Here is a 22,302-nt window from a genome sequence, read left to right on the forward strand (position 1 = left end):
ACCCCCCCTAAGGTAGTTGTACTTTACTACACTTTACCCATCTTTGTAAAGATTTAATCAATGGATAAGTGAGTGTGTAAGATTCAATCTATTTAGATTGTAACACACACAGTTTTAAACCTTCATTAACAATTGAATCTTGTACTCTTATTTTATGATAAAAAAGACTCAAAGGAAATAAAAATGCTTCATTTTACAAAAAAACAGGTATTTACCCATAGTAATCTGTAAACATATTTCTTTCTGACATTCATATAATTGTACGAGCAGTTCAAAAGAGTAGGTGGACACACTATGTTTTTTAGGTGATGGTACAAAAAAATCATGTATCGTCAGTGAAAATTCTTCATAAACTGTGTAGCCCTCTAATAAGTATAGTCTTTGCTTGATAATTGATTCAAGTAGCAACAAATGCATTTTGTGAGTTTATAAAAAATGATGAAGAGGGGTAAATGATGGACCAGGAATTTTTACTTTCACTACTTATGATAATAGGAATCGACCTCGTACTAGGTGCAGATAACGCAGTTGTCATTGCAATGGCATGCCGTAATTTGCCTGTCATTCAAAGAAATAAGGCGATTATTTTTGGAACGATCTTAGCCATTGTTGTTCGTATTGTTATTACGATTCTTGCCGTTTATTTGCTTAACATTCCTTTTTTACAATTAATCGGTGGTGTGTTTCTTTTATATATTGCCTTTCATCTAATTGTCGGTAAGGATGATGATTCAAATAAAATTAAAAGTCACTCTTCTCTTTGGAAAGCGGTTCAAACAATCGTGATAGCTGATATATTAATGGGGTTTGACAATGTTATTGCTGTCGCAGGAGCTGCACAAGGACACATGATTCTCGTTGCATTCGGACTACTTATTTCCATACCGATTATTATATGGGGGAGCAAATTTATTCTCGTTCTTCTTACGAAATACCCTTTACTTATTTATGTTGGTGGCGGTTTACTATCATTTACTGCTGGAAAAATGATCATTGGCGATGATAAGCTACAGTCATTACTAGCAACACACACTTCATTAGTGGCTAGCTTACCTTTTATTACAACGACATTTGTTCTTTTTGCAGGTGTCTTATATCAAACTATCACCTTAGGAAAGCAAGAATAAGTTCTCAAGCTCAGAGTATTGAGCTACCTACTTCACCCTCAAGGAATAGTATCCTGCTAACTACACGTAGTAGATCTCATGAAAACATCATATATTCTTTCCGTCTTATAACTATAAAAACGTAAGTAAAGATACTAAATAAGACACGTATATATATAAGAAGGAGGCGAGAATTATGTTTTTCAAACAGAAATTCAGGTATAACAGGAAGAAATATAAGAAAAAGCCGTTAAAAACAAAACATGTTGTGATCATTTCTTTGATGTTATTTGTTTTTATTAACCTGGGTTCACTTTGGATGGTCGATAGAATAATAGAACCTCTTTTAATCACCATGATTAAAACTGAAGTAAATGAACTAACCACTAGTACTATTACAAATTCAGTTAGAAATTCTGTTAGCAAAGTTAATATGGATGATTTAATCATTATTCGTGATAAAGGGGACGGATACTCTCCTACGTATAGCTTTAACCAAACTAGTTACAATAAAATTTTAGCTGATGTTTCAGATGAACTTTCTAATGAATTAGGTAAAATGACAAATCAATTAGATGGTAACCATGAAGCATCAACCACCTATTCAATCCCACTTGGCGTTATAACAGATAATTCCTTATTATCTAATTTAGGTCCTGATATTCCAATAGAATTATTTATAGTAAGTGATGTTACTCCAGAAATCAAAACGACATTAACAAGTTCGGGCATAAATAATACATTTCTAGAATTATTCATTCACCTAAATGTTGGAGTACAAGTCGCCATCCCCTCTTATACAGATAGGCAAGTTGTAACGACAGACGTAAAAATCGGGGATATTTTCATACCTGGCGAAGTCCCAGAATATTATGGAGGAAATGAAAATAATCCAGCTCCAATCATTATAGAGCCTAAGAAAGAAGAGTAAACATACCTATAGAAAAGGCAAATTCATTGAATCGAATTTGCCTTTTCTGGTATATTATTAATTAACTAAACGCTGTGCTTCTCGAAGCTGATAAGTACGAACACGACGTGGTAAGAAACGACGAATCTCATCTTCGTTGTAACCTACTTGTAGTCTTTTCTCGTCAATAATAATCGGACGACGAAGAAGACCAGGATTTTCTTGAATTAAATTATATAAATCTTGTAAAGGTAGTGTCTCTAAATTAACATTTAGCTTTTGAAAAATTTTAGAACGAGTGGAAATGATTTCATCAGTTCCATCTTCAGTCATTCGTAAAATCTCTTTAATCTCTTGAATAGATAGCGTTTCAGAGAAAATATTACGCTCTGTATAAGCAATGTCGTGTTCTTCTAACCATGCTTTTGCTTTTCTACATGAAGTACAACTTGGTGACGTATATAGTGTTACCATGATCCTTCACTCCTCTAGTTAGAATTCTTTGCATAAACTCTAGTATATAAAATTGAAATTACTTTAAATAAGAATCTCTAAAATGATTATACTATAAAAAAGTAAGTATGCATATAGTTTTTGTGTTAAAAGTATGACAAAACCATTACAATCTTGTTTAATTAAGTAAATGCACAATGACCTAAACAGCTAAAAGACTTATTATCCTTGATACAAAAGGATTTATTCATTCAACTTCCATTTTCAATTAATCGCTTATATTCTCAATTAAGATAAATGGTCGAAAATGTTTTTCTTTGAAGAATCACCTTCATCACGTGTCAAAACTTCCCCTACCGGCTCATAAGAATCCCCATACCATTCCTTGTCCTTATATGTATGAATCTCGTTGTAGGTTTTCTTCATCGCCTCATAAATCAGTTCCTCTGATTCATCATTCGGTGACCAGTAAAGGATTTCCATGCTGTTCACTTCGTTTGTTGCGAGTGATTTACGATTGTAGCCTATTGAATCTGCATGTTTAAAGCCTTCACGTTGATAAAATTTCAATCTCTTTTCCGTATCAGAATCCTCATAGTTAACTGGCTCTACTTCTAAAATAATTGGCTTACCTTTTTTCTTCAGTTTACCAATTAATTTACCACCAAGCCCTTCACCACGTGCATCCTTTGACACAAAGATATAATCGATAAAGATAAAATCATTAAGCTCAGCATACATTAATACATGATGCTTCCCCTCATCCTTATGATATATATCTCCTTTTTCTTTAAGTAATGCTTCCATATGATCTTTAGACTTCATCTCTTCAATGGGAAAATATTTATTGAGCTTTTCATACCAGTTCATGCACGTTACCCCTTTTGTCATGTTGTCATTATTATAAGCGAATTCTCCCACGCTTATGTTTACCCTACTTATCTTTTCATTAAACATTGAATTTATTCAAAAGCTAACTTTTCGTGAAAATATTTGTCTCCTTTATATGATATGTTCGTTCTTTTTTATCGTTCGCTTCTTCCAAAGCATAGGACATTTGGAAACCATAATTGTCTCTTTCCATAGGCATCCTCACTCCTCCAGCTCTCCTTTTGAGATGATTATTCCGAAAACGTCTCATACCTTCATTCCAATTCACATAAAACATACCTACATATAGCAAAAAAAAAGACTACCTATAAGGTAATCTTCTTCTCATCATTATTTTGCGTATTGCTCTTGATATTGCTTGAATTCTTTATCAGAACACATAACAAAATGACCTGGTTTCACTTCTCTAAATGATACTTCTTCATCTGGTTGGTAATTATGTTGAGCCGGATCATATGTTTTTCTCACACGAGAACGCTCATAGTCTGGATCAGGAAGTGGAATCGCCGATAACAATGACTGGGTATATGGGTGAATTGGGTTGTTATAAAGCTCATCTGCTGTTGTAAGTTCAACCAATTTCCCAAAATACATAACGCCAATACGATCACTAATATATTTAACCATTGATAAATCATGGGCGATGAATAGGTATGTTAACCCTTTTTCTTTTTGTAGCTTTTTCATTAAGTTAACAACCTGAGCTTGAATCGAAACATCAAGTGCTGAAATTGGCTCATCGGCAATAATGAATTCAGGCTCAACTGCTAATGCACGTGCAATTCCAATACGTTGGCGTTGCCCACCACTGAATTCATGTGGATAACGGTTAGCATGCTCACGATTTAATCCAACAGTTTCAAGAAGTTCATAGACTCTTTCCATACGTTCTTTCTTTGTTTTTGCTAAACCATGTATATCAATACCTTCAGCAATAACATCAGAAATTTTCATACGAGGATTTAACGATGCATAAGGATCTTGGAAAATCATTTGCATTTTACGGTTAAATGCTTTTAATTCCGCTTTTGATTTTTTCCCATGTACATTAACACCGTCATAATTTACTTCGCCATCAGTCGCATCATATAAACGGATGATCGTTCTTCCAGTTGTTGATTTTCCACAACCAGATTCCCCTACTAATCCTAATGTTTCACCTTTGAAAATATCAAAAGAAACACCATCAACAGCTCTTACTTCATTTGGCTTACCAATATTGAAGTGCTGCTTTAAATTTTTAATTTCTAATAATTTTTCATTTGCCATGTTAATTTCCCTCCTTGTTTCCAGGGAATTGACGTCTACGACGTTTTACAGCTGCTGGTGGCTCTACCTTAGGTGCGTCCGGATGTAGAAGCCAAGTAGCAGCATAATGAGTATCAGATACCTTGTACATCGGCGGCTGCTTTTCTAAATCAACCTTCATTGCAAACTCGTTACGGGCTGCAAATGCATCACCTTTAGGAGGATTTAGTAAGTTAGGTGGTGTACCAGGAATCGCATATAGTTCATCATCTTTAGAATCTAAATCAGGCATTGAACTAATTAATCCCCAAGTATATGGATGCTGAGGATTATAGAATACTTCATCAACTGTTCCAATTTCGACAATTTTCCCACCATACATAACAGCGACACGATCTGCAACATTTGCTACAACGCCAAGATCATGGGTAATAAAGATAATAGAGGTATCAATTTTCTTTTGAAGATCCTTCATTAACTCTAAAATCTGAGCTTGAATGGTAACATCAAGAGCAGTTGTTGGCTCATCAGCGATTAACACTTTTGGATTACAAGCAAGAGCAATGGCAATAACAACCCTTTGTCTCATCCCACCAGAAAATTGGTGCGGATATTGATTAAAACGTGCTTCTGCTTGTGGAATACCTACTAAACGAAGCAAATCAATCGCACGATCTTTCGCTGCTGATTTACTTAAGTTTTGGTGTTTAATAATTGGCTCCATGATTTGTTTTCCAACCTTCATTGTTGGGTTCAACGAAGTCATTGGATCTTGGAATATCATGGAGATATCTTTCCCACGAATTTTTTGCATTGCTTTATTTGGTAATTTTGCTAAGTCCTTACCATCAAAAAGGATTGCTCCTTCTTTGATTTCTGAATTCGATTCAGGTAAAAGACGCATAATTGATTTTGTCGTTACGGATTTACCAGAACCAGACTCTCCTACGATAGCAAGTGTTTCACCTTTATATAGGTCAAAGTTCACACCGCGAATAGCTTGGACTTCTCCACCAAAAGTATGAAACGAAATGTGTAAATCTTTTACTTCTAACATTTTTTCCATCATCTATTCACCTACCTTTTTAGTCGCGCATTTTCGGATCTAGTGCATCACGAAGTCCATCAGCAATCATATTGAAGCAAATCATAATTGTACTAATAACAATTGCCGGGAATATCATTTGATACGGATATAATACTAACGATTTAAAACCATCATCAATTAACGTACCTAGTGATGCTAATGGTGCTTTTAATCCTAATCCAATAAAGCTTAAGAATGCTTCAAAGAAAATGGCACTTGGTATTGTAAACATCGTATTAATAATAATAACACCTACTAAATTCGGCATTAAATGTTTAGTAATAATTTTTGCATGTCCTGCTCCAAGTGTTCTTGATGCTAAGACGAATTCTTGGTTTTTATATTTTAATACTTGACCACGAACAACACGAGCCATACCGACCCAACCTGTGATCGTTAAGGCTATCGTTATAGAAAGAATACCAGGTTCTAAAATGATAATCATTAAGATAACAACAACTAAGTTAGGAATACCAACTAATATTTCAATAATACGTTGCATGATTGTATCTACGCGACCACCAAAATAGCCTGAAATAGCACCGTAAGCAACCCCGATAATCATATCAATAACTGCTGCTAATAAAGCAATATAAAGGGATACTTGTGTCCCCTTCCAAACACGTGTGAAGATGTCACGACCTAAGCTATCTGTACCAAACCAGTAGTAGGCATCATCAGCACCTTTTAGCTCATAAGCATCGTATACTTCACCGTTTTTCTTCGTTAGTGTTCCATCGAAAGGAAGCCAGCTAATATTTTCGAAAGCTTCAACTTTTGGAGGGAGATTCGAATGCTTTGCGTTTTGTTGACTATAGTCATAATCATTTAAATAAGGTCCTACTAAAGAAAGAATTGTTAAGAAAAATAGCACAACAATACTCACAATAGCTGCCTTGTTTTTTCTTACACGTAACCAGGCATCTTGCCAATAGTTCAAACTCGGCTTATTGATTTCCTCACTTTTCGAAGAATCCAAGCTAGCGGGCTCAAACAAGTCTTTTGAAATTTTCTCATCATGCTGTGACATTATTTTTTACCTCCCGCTAAACGAATTCTAGGATCAATCAAACCGTATAATAAGTCGACAACTAAAATAACAAATATAAAGAGTGCGGCAAATAAAATCGTTGTGCCCATGATGACTGGGTAATCATTCACGTTAATCGATTTAACAAATTGCTCACCAAGTCCAGGGATACCAAAGATTTTCTCAATAACTAATGAACCTGTCATTAAACTAACCGTAAGAGGTCCAAGAACCGTAATAACAGGAATTAGCGCATTACGAAGTGCATGCTTGAACGCAACTTCGAATGAACTTGCTCCTTTAGCCTTTGCTAACGTAATATAATCTGAACCCAATACCTCAATCATCTCTGTTCTCATAAAACGAGCTGCTATAGAAATCGGGAACATCGCTAATGCAATTGTTGGCATAATTGTATATTCTGGTCCTCTCCAGAAAGCAACAGGTAGCCATCCTAATTTAACACCAACATAATATTGCAGAAGACCTGCAAATACGAAGGATGGGATTGATTTACCGATTACAGCTATAAATGTCGTCGAGTAATCCACCCATGTGTTTTGTCGAAGTGCACCGATAACTCCTAAAATGATACCTATGATTGTACCAAAGAACATGGCTTGAAATCCTAGCACTGCCGATGGTCCAATACGATCCATTAGGATATCTGTAACACTTGCGTTATTGAATTGGAATGAAATCCCGAAATCACCTTTGGCTAAGTTCACCATGTAATTAAAATATTGAACTGGAACCGGCTCATCCAATCCATATTTGTCCTTCATAATGGTTAACTGTTCAGGCGACAGTTTGTTCGCATTTGAGAAAGGAGTACCAGGGATTAAATTCATGAGGAAGAAAGTAAAAGTGGCGATTAATATTAGGGTAAGTAACATATAAATGACACGTTGTGAAATATACTTAACCATTGAAAAGCACCTCCTAAAAAAACTGAATTTTTTACATAGTTCGACAATTCTTATACAGGGAAAAAGAGAGTATATCTCCTATACTCTCTTCAACTCGTTAAATTATACCGACTTTTGGTCTATCCGTAAACTATAAACTTCATCCAGTTCGAAATAATTCTTATTTCGAACAAGAAATATGCTTAGATAAGGCAACATATTAGAAATATGTTACCTTATCAGCAGTATGGGTATGAATTTTATTTAATTTTAACCCACTTATAGCTGTACTCAGGACCAATGAAATGGTAAGTGAATCCTTCAACTTTATCAGATACTAATACGTTTGAAGAACGTTGGTAAACTGGAGCAAGACCAGCATCCTCTTCTAAAAGAATTTTCTCAGCTTGTTGAAGAGCTTCGAAACGTTTAGCGTTATCATCAGCATATGTGTATTGAGCATCTTCTAACAATTTGTCATATTGCTCATTTGAGTATGCCATTTTGTTGTTACCACCATCAGTAATCCAAAGATCAGAGAATGAAATTGGATCTTGGTAGTCAGGACCCCAACCAGCAAATTGTAAATCGTAATCCATTTCCACATCACGATCTAAACGAACGCTGAATGGTACACTTTGAACATCAATTGTTAAACCTTCAAGGTTTTTCTCTAACTGATCTTTAATGTAAGAATCTGTTTTCTTAGACGTTTCAGTGTCTCCACCTAGGTATACTAATTCAACAGTATCTGTGCCAAGTTCTTTCAAACCAGCTTCCCAGAATTTTTTCGCTTCTTCTACGTTATATTCAAGCATATCTCCGTTCGCTTCACGGAAATCTTTACCAGCAGGATCTGTAACGAAACCTTTTGGAACTGAATAGTTTGCAGGTACTGAACCGTTATTTAAAATGCTGTCAGTTAAATCTTGTTTATTAAATGCAGTTGCAATCGCACGACGAATGTTTTCGTTAGCTAATGCTTCGTTTTGTTGGTTCATTTTGATCCAGAAGATTGTTGGCTCTAACCATTTAACTAAGTTAGGGTCACCTTCATATTGTGGTACGATATCAGATGCAAGCTTACCAGTGATATCTGCTTCACCAGTTTCGTATGCATTTGCAGATGCTTGTGGATCTTTAAGTACGTTGTATTGAATTGTTTCTAAAGATACTGTTTCAGCATCCCAATATTCTGTATTCTTTTCCATTGTCCATTCAGTTGCTGTGTTACCAGCCCAAGTAGAAAGAACAAATGGTCCGTTATAAACTAAGTTCTCAGCAGATGATGCGTATTGATCACCTTTTTCCTCAACAAATTTCTTGTTTTGAGGGTAGAAAGTTCCGAATGCCATTAAAGATTCGAAATAAGGAATTGGTTTTTCTAAAGTGATTTCTAATGTTTTTTCATCTAGAGCTTTAACACCTAGAGTGTTTAAGTCATATTCTTTTTCATCAGCAGCTGCCTTTGTGATTTCTTTAGCACCTTTGATTTTACCATTCATCATGTAAGGGCCATAAGGAGATGCAGTGTCAGGGTCAATCGCACGTTGCCATGCAAATACGAAGTCTTCTGCTGTTACAGTGTCTCCGTTAGACCATTTCGCTTCTTTTAATTTAACCGTGTAAACTAAACCGTCTTCACTAACTTCAGGCTCACCATCAGCCATACCAGGAACAGCATTTTGTTCTTGATCTAGACGGTATAAACCTTCCATTACGTTTGCTAGAGCTGTAAAACTCGCAGAGTCTTGAGCCATAACACTATCCATTGAAGGAATTTCAGATGTTTCTAGAACCTTTAATTCTTGTGCTACTGATTCTGATGCAGTATCTGTGTCGCCTTCAGAGTCAGTTGCTTCATTACCGCCACCATTACATGCTGCTAGGAACATGCTAAGTACTAGCGATAATGCTAAAAGTAGAAATAATTTCGACTTTTTCACAAGTAGACCTCCCTTTTTTTTATACAAGTTGTTTTGCTTACAAGGATTATTATACAAGTATTCAAACAATTGTGCATTTATTTTTTTAATAAAGTTTACACAAATGCAATAATATTAAGAAAATCTACGACAAAAATAGTTCTAAAGACCTAGTTGTTTCGTTAGAATTTTCTCATAATTTTTACCAAGAATTTGGTCATTTACTTTAACGCGTTGACTTGCAAAGGGTTACATTATCTAACACACTTTTTTAAAAGTTTGTAAACCACGTAAAAAATATCTTTACAATTCCTTAGAATTAATTTACAGTTTCACACTATTAGAATAATGTTATTTGATTTTTTTACTTCTCCTCCCTTCTGTTATAATAAAAAAGCGTAATTTCTTGTTTGATTTTTCCTTCTTTTTGTCTTTTTTTCTCAATCCAGACACCTAAACCAGGAAAAAACAATCTCATAAATACCTACCATTTTAGAAAGAGTGATGAAATCTTGCCTGTAAAAAAAACATTTACGCTTGTTATTGTATCTATCTGTGCAACATTCTTACTTTCTTTTTTGAATTACCAAGAATTAACTTTACTTCATTTTATTAATATTTCTTTTTACTTTGGATTATCCTTTCTTTTAATCGCCGCCTTTACAATGACGGTTAAAGGTGGCTTCTTCGACGGCATTACCTATGGATTTAGAAGAATGTTTACCTCTAAAGGAAAAGAACTGACAAAACAAGAGGTAAATGAAATGATTCCTGTTTCTGAGTTACTAAGCTTTGATCATGCTCCTTTTCTATTTAGCGGCTTGATTATCATCGGTTTCATGCTTTTAGGTCTTTTCATTCATTATTTATAAGCTGATTTTTCACGAAGTATTCTTTCGTTCAGTTGCATTCCTTTTACACTTTTTTTATAATGAAAAAAAGTGTAAATGCTAGTAGCCAATTTTGATTGATGAAAGCTTACATACATAATCGGCTTTGATAAAGAGTAGTACATATACGGTTCATTTACAGAGAGCTTGTGGTTGCTGTGAACAGGTAATGACCTATATGGAATGGACTTTTGAGCTTCTATACAGAACTAAAGTATGTATAGACGTGGTTCTTGCGTTAAAGAATTAAGTGATTTCTACTATAGAAATAAGTAGGGTGGCACCGCGGTCCATCGTCCCTATATTTTTGGGATGAGTGGGCTTTTTTTGTGCTCTCATATCTTTTTATAAAGAAATATTTTTTTATAAATTGCTTTACACAGGAGGAAAAAATGATGAAGAAAACAATCTTTTCAGGTATTCAGCCTAGTGGATCTGTTACACTTGGCAACTATATTGGAGCATTAAAACAATTCGTGGACTTACAAGAAGAATATGATTGTTATTTTTGTATTGTTGACCAGCACGCGATAACAGTTGCTCAAGACCGATTAGCACTTAGAAAAAACATTAGAAGTCTTGCTGCTCTATATATAGCTGTTGGAGTGGATCCAGAAAAAGTAACCTTATTTATTCAATCAGAGGTTCCTGCACACGCTCAAGCAGGATGGATGCTTCAATGTGTTGCTTATATTGGGGAGCTTGAAAGAATGACACAATTTAAAGATAAATCACATGGAAAAGAGGCGGTTTCTGCTGGGCTCTTAACATATCCTCCATTGATGGCTGCCGATATCCTTCTCTATTCAACAGATTTAGTACCGGTTGGAGAGGATCAAAAACAGCATTTAGAGCTTACTCGAGATTTAGCTGAACGATTTAATAAAAAATACAATGACATTTTCACCATTCCAGAGGTTCGTATCCCTAAAGTTGGTGCAAGAGTGATGTCTCTTGTTGATCCGACGAAAAAAATGAGTAAGTCTGATCCAAACCCTAAAGGATTTATCACCCTTCTTGACGAGCCAAAAGTAATTGAGAAGAAAATTAAAAGTGCCGTTACTGACTCTGAAGGAATTGTTAAATTTGATAAAGAGCATAAGCCAGGTATTTCTAATCTTTTATCTATTTATAGTATCTTCTCAGGAGAAACCATTGAACAGCTTGAGGCTAAATATGAAGGAAAAGGATATGGAGAATTTAAACAGGATGTCGCAAATATAGTTGTTGATACTCTTGCACCAATTCAAGAAAGATATCATGAGTTAATGGAGTCCGATGAGCTTGATCTTATTCTTGACCGTGGAGCTGAAAAAGCGAATGCTGTTGCTAGAAAAATGGTAAAGAAAATGGAGAATGCAATGGGACTTGGACGCAAACGAAAGTAATTTTTCTTCCTTCTGTATCCCCTCTCCTTTATGGATGCAGAAGCTAAGCCCTAAAGGGGATCTATCATTTCGTTTCTTTATAACTAAAAGAGGCTGTGACAAAAGTGCCTGGCACCTAATCGTAACCACTAGATGTACGCACTGGTTTATCTCGTGCACACTTTCATTGGTACGGAGGGTTCCTGGCTCTTTGTGTTGTCCCAGCCACCTTATTAATTCACCTTCGATTCATGCTCCATATCCCAGAGCTTTTCAAAGAAAGGTTGTCCTTTTATTAGGCGTTCACACAATTGAATATGCTTTTTTGACCACCCATATAGCGTTTCTTCATAAAGCTTATTCCACACTTCATCGAATTCACTTTGCTGGATATCCTCATACATGGAAGGATTCCATTCCGTGTACCAATACTTAACCTCTGCGGCATTCTTCGTCGCTTGTAATTGGTCAAGGGCCATAAATAATAATTGTTTTAGCTGTCTTTCTTTTCTCGTCAGTCCTCTCATATGCTCTGGAGATAGCGAGAGAATGTGATATTGCTTAACAGCTGATTCATCTTGATACACATCAGTTGAAAACTCTACTGGTTCAATATCTTTTATCATCTCAAAAACTAACTGCTCCTGTCGTGGAATGATTCTACTTTTTCGAATTGGAATTGTATAGCCAATCGTATCTACAACAATAATTCCCACGCCATCTGTCACTACAAAACAATAGTCTAATTGAATTCTTTCATGGTTTTTACGAATATAAGCCTTCTGATAAATATCTTTTAATAAACCAGGTGGCAACTCAGATAAATTGTTTTCTATGTAATCGAAAAGCAAAGACTTAACCTTTATTAGGGGAACTTGGTCTAATAACTCAACACTGTCATCTTTTCTCCATTCATGGAAATGACAAACGTTATATCCGTTCTCTTCACCTTCAAACCAGTTCACCCAAACATCATGAAGAAATAACATCATTCTACCCCTCACTTCAATACCATTTGTCAAACAGTATAGGCAAAATATAGTAACTTTATTCTCGAAAACGTAGAATATACGCAGATTTTTCTTGCTCTTGCTATATGCTGTGCTGTCATCGTGATCACATTCTCTTCTAAGGAATCACTTTTATAGGAATTAATTGACTAATGGTAAGCTATATTGAATTTTACTACTTGTCCCTATTCATCTTTATGATAAAACAAAAGGAGATATTCAGATTTTTTACCTATTCTAACCACGAACAGCTTCCTATACATTTTCCAATTTATCTTTTTACTAAACAAAGCCTAGTACCCAAATGTGTTCATTTTCACTTTATGAGGTTAGGATAGAAAAGCCTTATGAAGCAAGCCTAGATAAATTCTTCCGAAGAGTAGCCTAACAAATCCTTCGTCTTCTTACCTGTTTTGTCCATATATTTTTTTACTAAAAAGTATCCTACTGAATAACCAACCATTGATGGATAAAAACCTGTACCGTACAAAATTTGCGAAAATAATGGTGTATCTCTTGTAATCTCCTTATTTTTGATAATGATCGTCTGATAAAATCGCTCACACTGTTCATTGGAATATTTTTTTGCCCATGACGCCACGTATTCTTCACCAAGCTCTTCTCTCACAGCGTTTTCAGCTAAACCTTCCATTAAGATGGCGTCAATGATAGTGAAATCCTTTTCCATCTTTCTTTTTGTAATCTGTGATAATCGACTGACATGGTGGTACTCATGGAGAAATAGCGAGGTTAGATCCTCTTTTCTTACCTCAATTGTTAAAAACAAAAACAGCTTATTATGAAAAGCCAGTCCTGATCTCCCAAAATATTCATTGTTTATTTTTCGATTATCATCATCAGCAGGTAGAATAAATATAGGAACCTCTGGACCTCCCCACTTCGCTTTATAGTCTTTTTCTAATCGCTTTACATAGGAAGAAACTTTCTCATTCTTCTTTTTTTCAAGCCACAAATCAATATGTGTTGTATGGCGGTACATTCCAAATGATTGTAGGTACTTTGATATTTCATGAGGCTTCATTGAAGAGAAATACGGTTGTAGTTTCTTGCAAACATCTATCTTTAAGGGGGATTCTGTTAGCCACTCTATAGTATCTATTACAGTCACATTATCCACTCTCCCTTCCCTCACACTAGTATATGTAGAAAAAGGAGGACTGTTCATCAGATGAAAAGAATCAGGCGTTAACTTTTTACTAACTTTCACCTAACATATTGACTCATGTGCAAACAATCAGCATCAAAGCAAAAAACGAAGGCAGCTTACCCACCTTCGTTTTTCCTTTTCACTTACACTTCATTATTCGTTTTCATACTTCTTAAAAATAATTGTAGCGTTATGACCACCGAAGCCAAGTGAGTTACTAAGTGCTACCTGAACGTCCTGTTTGCGCGATTCGTTCGGTACATAATCCAAATCACATTCTGGATCTGGTGTGTTGTAATTGATTGTTGGTGGAATGATTCCTTCTTTGATAGCTAATATACTAAATATTGCTTCAACTCCACCTGCAGCGCCCAACAAATGACCTGTCATTGATTTTGTTGAACTGATTGCTAGCTTATTGGCATGTTCACCAAACACTTCTTTAATGGCTAGAGTTTCGAATTTATCGTTGTATGGAGTACTTGTACCATGTGCATTAATATAATCAATCTCCTCGGCTTGAAGACCACTTCCATCTATCGCTTGCTTCATGGCACGAGCTCCGCCTTCCCCATTCGGTGCTGGAGCTGTAATATGATGGGCATCACCCGTTGCACCATAGCCAACAATTTCAGCATAGATTTTCGCTCCACGTGCTAAAGCATGCTCAAGTTCCTCAAGAACAAGAATGCCTGCACCTTCTCCCATAACGAAACCATCACGATCTTGGTCAAATGGTCTGCTTGCTGTTTTAGGATCTGGATTTGTTGATAGAGCCTTGTTTGCTGAGAATCCTGCAAATGACATTTCAGTTAAAGGCGCCTCAGTTCCTCCTGAGATCATTACATCTGCTTCTCCTCTTTCAATGACGCGATAGGCGTCACCAATTGAGTTCGTTCCCGTTGCACATGCCGTTACCGTACAAGAATTAAATCCTTTAGCACCTAAGGCAATAGATACCTGACCTGTCGCCATATCTGGAATAAGCATTGGTACGAAGAAAGGACTAACTCGACGAGGTCCCTTCTCTAGTAGAAGCTTATATTGCTGTTCGAACGTCTCCATTCCGCCGATACCAGAACCGATCCATACACCTATACGGTTAGCATTTTCATCCGTAATTTCTAAATTAGCATCTTTTACAGCCATTAAAGATGAAACGACTGCGTATTGTGTAAATCGGTCCATTTTTCTTGCATCTTTTTTGTCCATATACTCTTCAATCTTAAAATCTTTAAGTTCTGCAGCAACCTTGGCTGGGAACTGACTAGCATCAACTCTTGTAATAGGTCCGATTCCTGAAACACCATTTATGGCATTTTGCCACATTGTTTCCACGTCATTTCCTATTGGAGAAAGAGCTCCTAAGCCCGTTACTACTACACGTTTTTTTTCCATGATTTTTGCACCTCACATAAGAGTATCATTATACGTTTCAATTGTTCATTTCATTTTGATAGTAGGTACCTATACGATTAACGGCCCCAACGTAAGGCAATGGCTCCCCAAGTTAAGCCACCACCAAAGCCTACCATCACAATTAAATCGCCATCCTTTATTTTCCCTGCTTCTAGCTCTTCTACAAGGGAAATCGGGATTGAAGCTGCAGACGTATTTCCATATTTGTGTACAGTTTTAGACATCTTCTCTACAGGTAAATTTAATCGTTCTCTAGCCGCTTCCATAATACGAATATTAGCTTGGTGCGGAATGAGGAAGTCAACATCTTCTTTTGATAATCCTGCTTTCTCAAGTACATTGATACTTGATTCACCCATTTGTCTCACTGCAAACTTGAATACTTCTCTACCGTTCATGATGATGTATTCATCTTGATAAAGATGCTTTCCACCAGTACCATCAGCTCCTAGTTCAAAGGAAAGAATTCCTTTCCCTTCACTTACTGGTCCAATAACGGCTGCACCTGCACCATCTCCAAATAAAACAGCTGTATTACGGTCATTCCAATCAGTTACTTTCGATAGCTTCTCTACACCAACAACCAATACATGCTTATACGCCCCTGTTTCAATAAACTGCTTTGCTGTAATCATTCCATACATAAAGCCAGCACAAGCAGCGCTTATATCCATTGCTGCCGCCTTTTTCGCACCAAGCCTTTCTTGAAGCATACAAGCTACTGTTGGAAATGGTTGGTCTGGTGTAACGGTTGCCACCAAGATTAAATCAAGATCCTCTGCTGTAATATTAGCATTAGCGATCGCTTTTTCTGCTGCTAAAAATGCCATATGGGAAGTGTCCATAGAATCTTCTGCGATTCTTCTCTCTTCAATACCAGTTCTCGTACGTATCCATTCATCCGATGTATCCATGATTTTTTCTAAATCAGCGTTTGTAACAATTTTCTCAGGTGTGTATTTTGCAATCCCTAAAATACCTGCTGCCTTCATATGCGCAACCCCTTTATTTAAGTAGTATGCCAATAATTTATTGGTTCTTATCATGTGGTTAGGAAACAACTTCCTACTTACTAAGGATAAGCATAAACCAAGAGGTTTGAAGAATTCTCTCCTATAAACTTCTAGACAAGCCTTATCCTCAGTAAAAAACATTTTACCTGTCATTGAAATCCACACTATGTTTATACTTTCTAACTATATCTCATTATTTTTTTATATCAAATATTATGACTTGGTACTAATTTTATCTTATTCAAAAATATTTTTCAATATGTATGTTTCTGTGTTCATGACTAGAACGAGTTGTTTTTTCGTTCATAAACTATATACAAAGGACCAAGAAGCCTTAAATGTCAGGATACGATACCTAGCTAGTTACGTATTTCAATTTAATCAAAAACATTTGAATTTACTAAATGGAGGTGGACGACGTAAGATGAACCTTGAGGACATTCTTTCAACTTTCAAACCGGCAGAGGCACATGATGAAGAAGAAACGAAAGGGAATTCTGATAAGAAAGAGAGGGATAGGCAAGCAGATCCCTTTACTGAACTCATGTTTGGAACAAGAAAAAAAGAGGATCCTTCTAAAAAAGAGGAGTCTGACAAGAGTGAGCCGCAGGAAGGAAACGAAGCTAATTATTTCACATTAATGGAACAAATAGACGATATTATGGTTTCCCTTGAAAATTTGAAGCCTATGCTCAAAGAATTTTCACCTATCATGGATTATATAAAGAAGAAGATATAGAACTAGAACAAAGGAAAAGGCCAGTCCCCTTTGTGAAAGAGTCTGGCCTATTGATTCTTAGTTTGAAGCGTCTTTTTTCCCTAATTCGTATGCTTCACCCATTACTTTTGTAAAAAGCTCAAGCATCGGCTGGATCGTTTCCATTGATAAATCAATTCCTGATCCTTCAAATTTCTGCTTTGCTTCAGGTAAATATTTCATAGCTATTTGCATAAATTCCATCGATTTTGGATGCTGTTCCATTCTAATCACTCCATTACTTTTGATTTGGTAAAAGTCCGCTATCAACATACTCTTCTATATGCTTTTGTAGTGTTTCTCGAAAGGTCTCTTCAACAAGTGGACTAAATTTCCCTAAAGAGATGACATCATCTTGAAAATCAAAATAAATCTCACCACTATCTAGAGTCCCTTCATTAAAGGATTTTGCCACATTTTCATACAAGCGGTCAACATGTTGAACTGTACTCGTCAACACCGTGCCTGTGCCTAAATCAGATTGATCTGAAACGAACCCAATTGCAAAAAGACCCTCAGCTTTTAATTTTTCAATAACAGAAACATTATATCCGTCCCCTGCAACATAGACAATATCATTACCAGATTCTAGGATTTCATCCAGTAAGATCATCGCTGTGTCTACATCATTCCAATCCTGAACATATTCAATATCAACATGAACGTCTTCATTTTGGAAATAGGCTCCTTCAAAGAAACCATCAACTTCTGGTTGCCATTCAAACGCAGCTAGCACAGCAACCTTATTAGAAGAGGTCATCTCACCAGCAACCATGCCACCAAAAAACCCCATAGCATGCGACTCGAAGTTTAAGCTCGTGACATTCTCACCTACAGCTTTTCCATTGAAAAGGACAAAATGAATCTCGGGAAATTCTTCACCCAGCGTATTAAAGAATGCTGCATACTCACTACCATGACCAAATATCAGATTTACACCTTTTTCCTGATACTCTTCAATAGCCGCCCGTATTTTACCTTCTTCATTCATTCCTTCTTTATAATATACATCTACACCTAATTCAGATTGAATCTTTAAAAGACCTTTATAGCCCTTCGTTCCCCAAACCTGATCATCAATAGATTCTGGTACAAGTAAGCCTACACTTTGTAGTTCACCTGATGCTGCAGGTTGTCCACAACCAAAAAGCGAAAAAAGAATAATAAAAACAAAACCAAGCTTTATGTACATGGGCAACCACTCCCTTGCAATCATTTACTGATTATATTTTATCCTTTGTAGATGAGAATGTACAAGTACTAAGCTTTTTACTGTTCCCTTAAAAAATCAATTTGTTTTTTTATACATTCTTCAAGGGAGAAGGTTTCTGGTACTTCAATTATCTTTTCGTTTTGCTTCACTTCGTTGTTTCTTTCACTGCTCGTTATTGGTAGTGTACAGACTTTATCATCAAATTTTCTACCGTTAAGGTAATAAACCATGCCTTCCTGTAACATATCAAGTAATCCATATGTAGCTCGAGTTGCATCCTTCACATAGACGACTGGCTCATCTATCTCAATATGTGAGATTTGTTGATTTAAGTACTCCAACAATAAAGCGTTCACTTTTTCTGTTTTATCTTGAAATGGCCCAAATAGCAATGGTACCTTTAGTTGACAGTATCGACTCTCTCCCTCTTTTAATACGTTCATACACCTTTTGAGATTCACTCTGCGCTTATCTTGATTTGCTCTTTCACTGACTGAATGGATATATAAAAGAGGAATCTCCTTCTGTTTCGAGATCTCACTTGCTTGTATTAGGTATTCCACTCCTTCCTCACAACGTAGCTCTTCATGACAAACGATTACCACATCTGCCTCACTATCTAGTAGATCGCTACGATATTGTTCTACTTCAAGCAATGCATTTCTTCCTATATATAGAAGGTGTTCATCAACTAACCTCTGCTGGTCATCCTTTGTCTCTTCTATAAAGATGGCATGTGTTTCAATACCTTGACTCACTAATTCTTCACAAAGATGCAGACCATAAAAAGAATTTGCACCATATACCATTACTCGATTTACCATGTAATCCCTCCTTAAAGAACCCAATTATTTATAGCCTATGATTGAACTCCTTGTCCTAGTAGTAACAATTATTAACGGATAACTGAATAGGAGAAGCACAGGGCCCCCACCTTTTAGCACCTTTCCCTACACGTGAAATGAAGTTAAGTTATGCCATGTTCCATCAGCAACAAACTGCTTAAAATTTACAAATCAGTGGTCTTTCCAAAGAGATTGTCGCCTTACAAAATAGGTTCTTTGAACGAAAACGACTTAAGGTTGAATGGAAGGGAGGTGCGAGATTCCTGTGGGAGGAGTGGGACAGGTGAGACCCCATAGGCGTTTTCGCCGAAGAGACTCACCGCCCGCCCCGTGAAAAAGCGAGCAACTGGAGCAGAATTCAACCAGACCGGACACTTAATACATAGCCACGAGTTTATGAAAATAGTCTAAATTTTAATGATATCTAAACTCTGTAGTTCTTTGCTTCTTAAGATAAGCATCTATGAAATTGATTCACTTATAAGACTTTTTCATTTTCTTTAAAAAATTTAATAATTGATTGGTTTACTCGGTATGGATTTTCACCTAGGTGGTAATTAAATTGAATTGGCTTCCCCATTCTCTCTCTTATTTCCTCATACTTTTTCCCATGGCTCCTCGAAGGATAATTGCTTTTATTCATTCTTTGCCATATTCGAACCGGAAGATCATCGATACACTCATCTATACCTGGTAAGGTTAAAGATGCTATTTTCTTCGAGTCCACCTCATAGGCCTCTCCTATTTCCCTTTTCAATCTTTTGTAAAAAAATTTATGTTCTTTTTCATTTTCCAGATGAGCTTTTAGGTCTAGGCAAGGATTCAGCATGGCAACAGAGCGGATTTTATCTGACATCTTTTGCATCATTTGAATAGCTGTTAAACCACCCATCCCATCCACAAGAAGATGGATTTTGGGATTAAGAATTTCTTTTTTCATTACAACATGATATAGCTGCATTGCCATTGTGAGTGCTCTAGGACTTCCCCAATTGTTACCAAACAAGTTTGAGTGATATAGTGTATACCCTTGATTCAATAATTGCTGAACTAGCTGATATCGCCCATAATTCTGATGCCAAAAGCTTGAATCTTCATCGACAAAGTCAGATCGATCGCCAATGATAAAAACAGCAAAGCCATTTGGTTTTGGTGGGAGATGCAAAACATTCCATTCTGTATCTAATTTAAAGAATCGCTCCATTATGTTCATCACTTGCCACCACCTTTCTTTTGAGACTTTTTCCACTATATAATGTATGTTGTCTAATATAAAAAGCATGGGACACTATCACAAAATGAAAAAATATAGACGAATTGCTGCATAGATGAATGAAAGAGGCTGGTCTTATCAGTCAATGCAGGAAAATTCATGTTTATGAATTGACTAACATAATTTTTTAGTTCTTTTATTAAGATTTGTGAACCTATCATAAGCTCTAAAGAGTTCGAACAAGATCATCGATTATTTTTAAGCTCTCTTCTCCTTTACCTTTACCCACAAAAGTTTCTGAAACAAGCTTTTTTAATAAGAGAAATTGTGATACTATATAAAAAGAATTCGTCTGGAAATAGAGGTGAATACATTGCGTTTTTTATGGACATTTATCTGGGGGTTTTTATTAATACATATGGCATCTTATGTAGTTAATTCTATGTCAGGTGGTCATTACGATTTCATGACAGCGACTGTTTTATCTGTTATTGCAATCGTTGTCATCATTTTAATTGCTCAGGTCATCCCTAGCGAACCTGCTGCAGATCATGATCATCATTAATCAATACCTTTCGACGTAACAACAAAAAACCCTACATTGCTGTAGGATTTTTTTGTTGTTTTTTATTATTATGGAGAACTCTTATAGAAGTTACGACTTATGGCTTTCTTTTATATGTCCATTGACGGTTATGGTTTGCTGTTTCAGGGAAGCGATCTCCAGCTTTTAGTTTTATTTGACCTGGATTTTTTACATTATCACCAGTTTCCCCAATCTCTACATAAATTCCATTATTAGGTGCTTTTTGTCCAGAACGAAAACGGTGTTGTTGTCCCATAATGTCTCCTCCTTCCGTACTTATCTATAGTGTTACCTTTTTATCTTTTTTCATTAGTACTCATAAAGTTCTTTACAGAGTTCCAATCCTGTAGTTAAATGGAAAAGGATTGTTAAACTTTTTAGCGGAGGACTATGACGTTTGGATATTTTCTTACTTTTAAAATACTTGTTACTTGGAATGTTTCAAGGGTTTACAGAGCCAATTCCTATTTCTTCTAGTGGTCATTTAGTGTTTGCCCAGCATTTTTTAGGAGTTACTATTGATGGATTATCTTTTGAATTATTTGTTAACGCAGCGTCTTTACTCGCTGTTTTACTCATCTATCGTGAGGATCTTGCTCGTCTAACGGTTAACGGTGTTAAGTACATAACAACAAAAGATCCTAACGCAAAAAATGATTTTCAATTTATTGTCTATTTAATAATTGCAACAATACCAGCTGGAGTGATCGGCGTCCTATTTGATGATGTCATCTCTCAATATAAATATATTCAAGTAACAGCTGTTACACTTATCATCACAGGAATTGCCCTTTGGACAATTCGAAATTTACGCGGACGGAAAAATGATGGGGATCTTTCTTTCAAAGATGCTCTTATTATTGGGTTTGCCCAAGCAGTTGCCTTAATACCAGGCATTAGTCGTTCTGGTGCAACGATTGTTGCAGCTATGGGACTAGGAATGAAGCAAGAAACTGCTTTAAAGTTCTCGTTCTTAATGTTTATCCCTGTAAGCTTCGGAGGGCTCATTTTAAGCGTATCAGAATTAATGGAAGATCCGAATTTAGATACATTGTTACTCCCTTATATTGTGGCATTTATAGCTGCTCTTATCACTTCTTATTTTTCCCTAAAATGGTTTATGAATATTATGGCTAAAGGGAACTTGAAGTATTTTGCTTATTACTGCTTTATTGTGGGAATAGCAGTGTTAATTTTCGCTTAAACTAAATGGAATCTACTACAGATAGTGTAAAATAAAAGGGTTCAGAATTTTATTCTGAA

At 36.0% G+C, this 22,302-nt stretch carries 23 protein-coding genes and 1 other annotated feature; of the genes, 7 read left to right on the top strand and 16 right to left on the bottom strand.

The window, feature by feature from the left end; translation table 11 throughout:
• Positions 1-455: 455 nt before the first annotated feature.
• The gene (locus A9C19_RS15130) at positions 456-1,127 is read left to right on the top strand and encodes a TerC family protein (protein WP_072580710.1); all 672 of its coding nucleotides are present in this window, start codon (positions 456-458) and stop codon (positions 1,125-1,127) included.
• 175 nt (positions 1,128-1,302) lie between these two features.
• Positions 1,303-2,037 carry a sporulation protein YunB gene (yunB, locus tag A9C19_RS15135; protein WP_072580711.1) on the top strand — a complete coding sequence of 245 codons (735 nt, stop codon included), beginning with the start codon at positions 1,303-1,305 and terminating at the stop codon, positions 2,035-2,037.
• 57 nt (positions 2,038-2,094) lie between these two features.
• On the opposite strand, the gene spxA is transcribed toward yunB, so the two are convergent.
• The 7 genes from spxA to A9C19_RS15170 all read right to left on the bottom strand — a co-directional run bounded on the left by spxA (position 2,095) and on the right by A9C19_RS15170 (position 9,579).
• Positions 2,095-2,490 (bottom strand): transcriptional regulator SpxA, encoded by a 396-nt coding sequence (spxA, locus tag A9C19_RS15140; RefSeq protein ID WP_072580712.1) that lies wholly within the window; start codon positions 2,488-2,490, stop codon positions 2,095-2,097.
• A gap of 267 nt (positions 2,491-2,757) precedes the next feature.
• Complete coding sequence (locus tag A9C19_RS15145) at positions 2,758-3,339, bottom strand: GNAT family N-acetyltransferase (RefSeq protein WP_072580713.1); 582 nt, start codon at positions 3,337-3,339, stop codon at positions 2,758-2,760.
• 351 nt (positions 3,340-3,690) lie between these two features.
• Positions 3,691-4,629, bottom strand: coding sequence for an ABC transporter ATP-binding protein (locus A9C19_RS15150; protein WP_072580714.1), 939 nt, complete (start codon positions 4,627-4,629; stop codon positions 3,691-3,693).
• A 1-nt stretch (position 4,630) separates the two neighbouring features.
• Positions 4,631-5,674 carry an ABC transporter ATP-binding protein gene (locus A9C19_RS15155; RefSeq protein WP_072580715.1) on the bottom strand — a complete coding sequence of 348 codons (1,044 nt, stop codon included), beginning with the start codon at positions 5,672-5,674 and terminating at the stop codon, positions 4,631-4,633.
• 19 nt (positions 5,675-5,693) lie between these two features.
• Positions 5,694-6,725, bottom strand: coding sequence for an oligopeptide ABC transporter permease (gene opp3C / locus A9C19_RS15160; protein WP_072580716.1), 1,032 nt, complete (start codon positions 6,723-6,725; stop codon positions 5,694-5,696).
• Positions 6,725-7,654, bottom strand: a complete 930-nt coding sequence (opp3b, locus tag A9C19_RS15165; protein ID WP_072580717.1) for an oligopeptide ABC transporter permease — start codon at positions 7,652-7,654, stop codon at positions 6,725-6,727. Before opp3b ends, opp3C begins: the two co-directional genes overlap by 1 nt.
• A 239-nt stretch (positions 7,655-7,893) precedes the next feature.
• Positions 7,894-9,579: a peptide ABC transporter substrate-binding protein gene (locus A9C19_RS15170; RefSeq protein ID WP_072580718.1), complete on the bottom strand. Its 1,686-nt coding sequence runs from the start codon at positions 9,577-9,579 to the stop codon at positions 7,894-7,896.
• Positions 9,580-10,070: 491 nt separating this feature from the next.
• Between A9C19_RS15170 and A9C19_RS15175 the strand changes: the two genes are divergently transcribed.
• Both A9C19_RS15175 and trpS read left to right on the top strand, forming a co-directional pair.
• Positions 10,071-10,430 (top strand): DUF3899 domain-containing protein, encoded by a 360-nt coding sequence (locus tag A9C19_RS15175; RefSeq protein ID WP_072580719.1) that lies wholly within the window; start codon positions 10,071-10,073, stop codon positions 10,428-10,430.
• A gap of 115 nt (positions 10,431-10,545) precedes the next feature.
• Positions 10,546-10,752, top strand: a binding site (T-box leader).
• A 91-nt stretch (positions 10,753-10,843) separates the two neighbouring features.
• Complete coding sequence (gene trpS / locus A9C19_RS15180) at positions 10,844-11,836, top strand: tryptophan--tRNA ligase (protein ID WP_072580720.1); 993 nt, start codon at positions 10,844-10,846, stop codon at positions 11,834-11,836.
• 212 nt (positions 11,837-12,048) lie between these two features.
• Here trpS and A9C19_RS15185 read toward each other — a convergent pair whose 3' ends face one another.
• The 4 genes from A9C19_RS15185 to A9C19_RS15200 all read right to left on the bottom strand — a co-directional run bounded on the left by A9C19_RS15185 (position 12,049) and on the right by A9C19_RS15200 (position 16,404).
• A complete protein-coding gene (locus A9C19_RS15185; protein ID WP_072580721.1) occupies positions 12,049-12,804 on the bottom strand; it encodes a YjbA family protein in 756 nt (251 codons plus the stop codon).
• 379 nt (positions 12,805-13,183) lie between these two features.
• Positions 13,184-13,954, bottom strand: a complete 771-nt coding sequence (locus A9C19_RS15190; protein ID WP_072580722.1) for a DUF2268 domain-containing putative Zn-dependent protease — start codon at positions 13,952-13,954, stop codon at positions 13,184-13,186.
• Between the two features lie 192 nt (positions 13,955-14,146).
• Entirely contained in the window at positions 14,147-15,391 is a 1,245-nt protein-coding gene (fabF, locus tag A9C19_RS15195) for a beta-ketoacyl-ACP synthase II (protein ID WP_072580723.1), read from the bottom strand.
• A gap of 77 nt (positions 15,392-15,468) precedes the next feature.
• Positions 15,469-16,404, bottom strand: a complete 936-nt coding sequence (locus A9C19_RS15200; RefSeq protein ID WP_072580724.1) for a beta-ketoacyl-ACP synthase III — start codon at positions 16,402-16,404, stop codon at positions 15,469-15,471.
• A 445-nt stretch (positions 16,405-16,849) separates the two neighbouring features.
• Here A9C19_RS15200 and A9C19_RS21195 point away from each other — a divergent pair, with 445 nt between their 5' ends.
• Complete coding sequence (locus tag A9C19_RS21195) at positions 16,850-17,164, top strand: hypothetical protein (protein ID WP_083584397.1); 315 nt, start codon at positions 16,850-16,852, stop codon at positions 17,162-17,164.
• A gap of 57 nt (positions 17,165-17,221) precedes the next feature.
• Here A9C19_RS21195 and A9C19_RS15210 read toward each other — a convergent pair whose 3' ends face one another.
• From A9C19_RS15210 to A9C19_RS15225, 4 genes are all read right to left on the bottom strand, one after another.
• The gene (locus A9C19_RS15210; RefSeq protein ID WP_072580725.1) at positions 17,222-17,407 is read right to left on the bottom strand and encodes a ComZ family protein; all 186 of its coding nucleotides are present in this window, start codon (positions 17,405-17,407) and stop codon (positions 17,222-17,224) included.
• Between the two features lie 13 nt (positions 17,408-17,420).
• Positions 17,421-18,374: a BMP family ABC transporter substrate-binding protein gene (locus tag A9C19_RS15215; protein ID WP_072580726.1), complete on the bottom strand. Its 954-nt coding sequence runs from the start codon at positions 18,372-18,374 to the stop codon at positions 17,421-17,423.
• Positions 18,375-18,451: 77 nt separating this feature from the next.
• Positions 18,452-19,219: a hypothetical protein gene (locus A9C19_RS15220; protein ID WP_072580727.1), complete on the bottom strand. Its 768-nt coding sequence runs from the start codon at positions 19,217-19,219 to the stop codon at positions 18,452-18,454.
• Between the two features lie 499 nt (positions 19,220-19,718).
• On the bottom strand, positions 19,719-20,453 hold the full coding sequence (locus A9C19_RS15225) for a hypothetical protein (RefSeq protein ID WP_072580728.1): 735 nt from the start codon (positions 20,451-20,453) through the stop codon (positions 19,719-19,721).
• 364 nt (positions 20,454-20,817) lie between these two features.
• Here A9C19_RS15225 and A9C19_RS15230 point away from each other — a divergent pair, with 364 nt between their 5' ends.
• On the top strand, positions 20,818-21,018 hold the full coding sequence (locus A9C19_RS15230; protein ID WP_420835800.1) for a YjzD family protein: 201 nt from the start codon (positions 20,818-20,820) through the stop codon (positions 21,016-21,018).
• A gap of 97 nt (positions 21,019-21,115) precedes the next feature.
• Here the strand turns inward: A9C19_RS15230 and A9C19_RS15235 are convergent, their stop codons facing one another.
• Positions 21,116-21,295, bottom strand: coding sequence for a YjzC family protein (locus A9C19_RS15235; protein WP_072580730.1), 180 nt, complete (start codon positions 21,293-21,295; stop codon positions 21,116-21,118).
• 180 nt (positions 21,296-21,475) lie between these two features.
• Between A9C19_RS15235 and A9C19_RS15240 the strand changes: the two genes are divergently transcribed.
• Positions 21,476-22,243, top strand: a complete 768-nt coding sequence (locus A9C19_RS15240; RefSeq protein ID WP_072581915.1) for an undecaprenyl-diphosphate phosphatase — start codon at positions 21,476-21,478, stop codon at positions 22,241-22,243.
• Positions 22,244-22,302 lie beyond the last annotated feature (59 nt).

The organism is Bacillus weihaiensis, from assembly GCF_001889165.1.
Lineage (GTDB): Bacteria > Bacillota > Bacilli > Bacillales > Bacillaceae > Metabacillus > Metabacillus weihaiensis.

What these genes read in the sequence shown, in the direction of transcription:
- A9C19_RS15150 (WP_072580714.1), bottom strand. Translation starts at nt 4,629, where the DNA reads ATGGCAAATGAAAAATTATTAGAAATTAAAAATTTAAAGCAGCACTTC.
- A9C19_RS15130 (WP_072580710.1), top strand. Translation starts at nt 456, where the DNA reads ATGGACCAGGAATTTTTACTTTCACTACTTATGATAATAGGAATCGAC.
- A9C19_RS15235 (WP_072580730.1), bottom strand. Translation starts at nt 21,295, where the DNA reads ATGGGACAACAACACCGTTTTCGTTCTGGACAAAAAGCACCTAATAAT.
- A9C19_RS15155 (WP_072580715.1), bottom strand. Translation starts at nt 5,674, where the DNA reads ATGGAAAAAATGTTAGAAGTAAAAGATTTACACATTTCGTTTCATACT.
- fabF (WP_072580723.1), bottom strand. Translation starts at nt 15,391, where the DNA reads ATGGAAAAAAAACGTGTAGTAGTAACGGGCTTAGGAGCTCTTTCTCCA.
- A9C19_RS15210 (WP_072580725.1), bottom strand. Translation starts at nt 17,407, where the DNA reads ATGGAACAGCATCCAAAATCGATGGAATTTATGCAAATAGCTATGAAA.
- opp3C (WP_072580716.1), bottom strand. Translation starts at nt 6,725, where the DNA reads ATGTCACAGCATGATGAGAAAATTTCAAAAGACTTGTTTGAGCCCGCT.
- yunB (WP_072580711.1), top strand. Translation starts at nt 1,303, where the DNA reads ATGTTTTTCAAACAGAAATTCAGGTATAACAGGAAGAAATATAAGAAA.
- trpS (WP_072580720.1), top strand. Translation starts at nt 10,844, where the DNA reads ATGAAGAAAACAATCTTTTCAGGTATTCAGCCTAGTGGATCTGTTACA.
- A9C19_RS15240 (WP_072581915.1), top strand. Translation starts at nt 21,476, where the DNA reads ATGTTTCAAGGGTTTACAGAGCCAATTCCTATTTCTTCTAGTGGTCAT.
- A9C19_RS15215 (WP_072580726.1), bottom strand. Translation starts at nt 18,374, where the DNA reads ATGTACATAAAGCTTGGTTTTGTTTTTATTATTCTTTTTTCGCTTTTT.
- A9C19_RS21195 (WP_083584397.1), top strand. Translation starts at nt 16,850, where the DNA reads ATGAACCTTGAGGACATTCTTTCAACTTTCAAACCGGCAGAGGCACAT.
- opp3b (WP_072580717.1), bottom strand. Translation starts at nt 7,654, where the DNA reads ATGGTTAAGTATATTTCACAACGTGTCATTTATATGTTACTTACCCTA.
- A9C19_RS15220 (WP_072580727.1), bottom strand. Translation starts at nt 19,219, where the DNA reads ATGGTAAATCGAGTAATGGTATATGGTGCAAATTCTTTTTATGGTCTG.
- spxA (WP_072580712.1), bottom strand. Translation starts at nt 2,490, where the DNA reads ATGGTAACACTATATACGTCACCAAGTTGTACTTCATGTAGAAAAGCA.
- A9C19_RS15145 (WP_072580713.1), bottom strand. Translation starts at nt 3,339, where the DNA reads ATGAACTGGTATGAAAAGCTCAATAAATATTTTCCCATTGAAGAGATG.
- A9C19_RS15200 (WP_072580724.1), bottom strand. Translation starts at nt 16,404, where the DNA reads ATGAAGGCAGCAGGTATTTTAGGGATTGCAAAATACACACCTGAGAAA.
- A9C19_RS15225 (WP_072580728.1), bottom strand. Translation starts at nt 20,453, where the DNA reads ATGAACATAATGGAGCGATTCTTTAAATTAGATACAGAATGGAATGTT.
- A9C19_RS15185 (WP_072580721.1), bottom strand. Translation starts at nt 12,804, where the DNA reads ATGTTATTTCTTCATGATGTTTGGGTGAACTGGTTTGAAGGTGAAGAG.